The sequence below is a fragment of the Dokdonella sp. genome, assembly GCF_051958935.1.
Classification (GTDB): domain Bacteria; phylum Pseudomonadota; class Gammaproteobacteria; order Xanthomonadales; family Rhodanobacteraceae; genus Dokdonella_A.
On the sequence record NZ_JBQCFP010000085.1, the window covers coordinates 1 to 3,751 of the forward strand.

The 3,751-nt window shown below is 68.1% G+C and carries 3 protein-coding genes; all 3 read left to right on the forward strand.

Features of this window, described 5'->3' with window-relative positions:
- A partial coding sequence (locus ACTHK2_RS07805) for a DHHA1 domain-containing protein (protein WP_440245138.1) occupies positions 1-997 on the forward strand: 997 nt, incomplete at its 5' end.
- A gap of 159 nt (positions 998-1,156) precedes the next feature.
- Positions 1,157-2,260: a peptide chain release factor 2 gene (prfB, locus tag ACTHK2_RS07810; protein ID WP_440245139.1), complete on the forward strand. Its 1,104-nt coding sequence runs from the start codon at positions 1,157-1,159 to the stop codon at positions 2,258-2,260.
- 144 nt (positions 2,261-2,404) lie between these two features.
- Positions 2,405-3,751: lysine--tRNA ligase (gene lysS / locus ACTHK2_RS07815; protein ID WP_440245140.1), on the forward strand; the 1,347-nt coding region annotated here is incomplete at its 3' end.

Genomic DNA, 3,751 nt, shown 5'->3' on the forward strand with positions numbered 1-3,751 from the left:
GGTCGCCGCGGGCCTGCATCGCATCCGCAGCGGCCGCGCGTCGGCGGGCGTCGCGGCGCTGTACCGCTCGGCCGGGCGCGACCCGCGACGCGCCGTCGCGGCCGATCTCGGTTACGCGCTCGGACCGCGCATCAACGCGGCGGGCAGGCTGGAGGACATGAGCCTCGGCATCGAATGCCTGCTCAGCGACGACGCCGATGTCGCGTTCGGTCTCGCCGAACGCCTGTCCGCGATCAATGCGGAGCGGCGCGAACTGCAGGCAGCGATGGTGGAGCAGGGCGAGGCGATGCTCGCGCGTTTCATCGAGCGCTGGGACGAAGCGTCGCTGCCGTGCGGGATCGTGCTCCACGAGGCCGACTGGCACCCGGGCGTGGTCGGCCTGGTCGCCTCCAAGCTCAAGGAACGCCTCAACCGCCCAGTCGTCGCATTCGCCCGTGCCGACGAAAAGGGCGCGGAACTGCGCGGGTCGGCGCGCTCGATCGCCGGCTTCCACCTGCGCGACGCACTCGCCGACGTCGACGCGGCGCATCCGGGCCTGATCGCGCGCTTCGGTGGACATGCGATGGCGGCGGGACTCAGCCTGCCTGCCGCGAACCTCGCCGCGTTCGCGGCCGAGTTCGACGCTGCGGCGCGGCGACGCCTCGACCCATCGCAGCTGGAACGATGCCTGTGGAGCGACGGAGAACTCGATCCGCACGAGTTCACCGCCGACAACGCGCGCGCGCTGCGCTATGCGGCGCCATGGGGGCAGGCGTTCCCCGAACCCGCATTCGACAACGTCTTCGCGGTGGAGACGTGGCGTGCAGTCGGCGAGAAGCACCTGCGCATGCAGCTTCGCCCCGAACGCGGCGCCGACGTGGTCGAAGCGATCCTGTTCGACGCGCTGGCGGCAATGCCGCCACCTGGGCGCGTGCGTGCCCTTTACCAGCTCGACCTCAACGACTGGAACGGCCGCGAGCGCCTGCAATTGCTCGTGCGCCACATCGAACCCGCGTAGGGCGCACCGGGGGGCCGAGCAGGAGCGCGAGCTCCGCCGGGCTGCGTCGTCGACGGCGGTACGCGCTTCGCACGTACCGCCCTACATCCACGCCGGATTTTGCTAGGATGCGCGATTCCGTTTTCGGGACCGAACACATGATCGAGACCAATCCGATCCATGCGCGCATCGCCGATCTCAAGGATCGCGTGGCGTCGCTCAGGGGGTATCTTTGACTTCGATGCCAAGGCTGAACGGCTCGAAGAAGTCACGCGCGAACTCGAAAGCCCGGACGTCTGGGACAATCCGCAGCGCGCGCAGGATCTGGGCAAGGAGCGTGCGAGCCTCGAGCGCATCGTCGGCGGCATCCGCGGGCTGACCGACAGCCTCACCGAGGCGGGCGATCTGCTCGACCTCGCGATCGCCGAGAACGACGAAGGCACCGCGGTCGCGGTCGCCGCCGACGTCGATGCACTCGTCGGCAAAGTCGAGAAGCTCGAATTCCAGCGCATGTTCTCCGGCGAGATGGACGGCGCGAATGCGTTCGTCGACATCCAGGCCGGTGCCGGCGGCACCGAGGCACAGGACTGGGCCGAGATGCTGCTGCGCATGTACCTGCGCTGGGCAGAATCGAAGGGCTGGAAAACCGAACTGCTCGAAGCCAGCGCCGGCGAAGTCGCCGGCATCAAGAGCGCGACGTTCCGCGTCGAGGGCGACTATGCCTACGGCTGGCTGAAGACCGAAATCGGCGTGCACCGCCTCGTGCGCAAGTCGCCGTTCGACTCGGACAACCGGCGCCACACGAGCTTCACCTCGGTGTTCGTCTCGCCCGAAGTCGACGACGACATCGACATCGACATCAACCCGGCGGACCTGAAAACCGACGTCTACCGTTCGTCCGGTGCCGGTGGACAGCACGTCAACAAGACCGAGTCGGCGGTGCGCATCACGCACGTGCCGAGCGGCGTCGTCGTCGCCTGCCAGACCGAGCGCAGCCAGCACGCGAACCGCGATCGCGCGATGAAGATGCTGAAGGCGAAGCTGTACGAGATCGAATTGCAGAAGCGCAATGCGGAGAAGGACGCACTCGAGGCGACCAAGTCCGACATCGGCTGGGGCAGCCAGATCCGCAACTACGTGCTCGACCAGAGCCGCATCAAGGACCTCCGCACCGGCATCGAGCGCAGCGACACGCAGAAGGTGCTCGACGGCGACCTCGACGAGTTCATCGAGGGCAGCCTCAAGGCCGGCCTCGAGGCCGGCGCGAAACGCGTCGACGCGTAAGCGTTCCTTCTCCTCCACGGGGAAGGTGGCGCGCGCCGGATGAGGGTCCGGCCGCTGGCGAAATGTCCACGAGAATCCGGGCCCTCACCCAACCCCTCTCCGCCTGGAGCGGGGCCGCAGCTGCGAAACCGAAGCGATTTCCCCATGAGCGAAACCGACCATTCCCCTCAGCAGGACGAGAACAAGCTGATCGCCGAGCGCCGCGACAAGCTGCGCGCGCTGCAGGCGCACGGCATCGCGTTCCCGAACGACTTCAAGCCGGACGCGTTCGCCGGCGACCTGCAGCGCGAGTTCGACGACCGCGAAGCGTGGCCGGCGGAGAAGATCGACGCGCTCGCGCGCCGCGTGAAGATCGGCGGTCGCATCATGAGCAAGCGCGACACGGGCAAGCTCGCCTTCGTGCACGTGCAGGACATGACCGGCCGCATCCAGCTGTTCATCCAGGTCAATGCGGTCGGCGAGGACACGTTCCGCGCGTTCAAGAGCTGGGACATCGGCGACATCGTCGGCGCCGAAGGCACGCTCATGCGCACCAAGACCGGCGAGCTCAGCGTCAAGGCGGACGCCTTGCGCCTGCTCACCAAGTCGCTGCGGCCGCTGCCGGACAAGTGGCATGGCTTGTCCGACGTCGAGCAGCGCTATCGCCAGCGCTACGTCGACCTCATCGTCACCCCCGACTCGCGGCGCGTGTTCGAACTGCGCTCGGCGATGATCCGCTTCATCCGCCAATGGCTCGAGGCGGCGCCGCGGCGCTTCATGGAAGTCGAGACGCCGATGATGCATCCGATCCCGGGAGGCGCGACGGCGAAGCCGTTCGTGACGCACCACAATGCGCTCGACCTCACGATGTACCTGCGCGTGGCGCCGGAGCTCTACCTGAAGCGCCTCGTCGTCGGCGGCTTCGAGCGCGTCTACGAGATCAACCGCAATTTCCGCAACGAGGGCGTGTCGACGCGGCACAACCCCGAGTTCACGATGCTCGAGCTGTACCAGGCCTACGCGACCTACACCGAAGTGATGGACCTCACCGAGGCGATGATCCGCGACACGGCCGAGGCGACGCTCGGTCGCACGAATCTCGCCTGGGAAGGCCGCGACATCGATCTCGGCCCGCCGTTCCGCCGCTGGGCGATGGCCGAAGCGGTGCGCCACCACAAGCCCGATATCGGCGAGCACGAGCTGCGCGACCGCGAGGCGCTCGCGCGCCACTGCGCGCGCCTGGGCATCCACGTCAAGCCCGGCTACGGCTGGGGCAAGCTGCTGCTGGAGCTCTTCGAGGCGACCGTCGAGGGCACGCTCGTGCAGCCGACATTCATCACCGACTACCCGGTCGAGGTGTCGCCGCTCGCGCGCGCGAGCGACCGCGACCCCGTGGTGACCGACCGCTTCGAGCTGTTCGTCGGCGCCAAGGAGATGGCCAACGTCTTCTCCGAGCTCAACGACCCCGAGGACCAGGCCGCGCGCTTCCGCGCCCAGGTCGCGGCCAAGGAC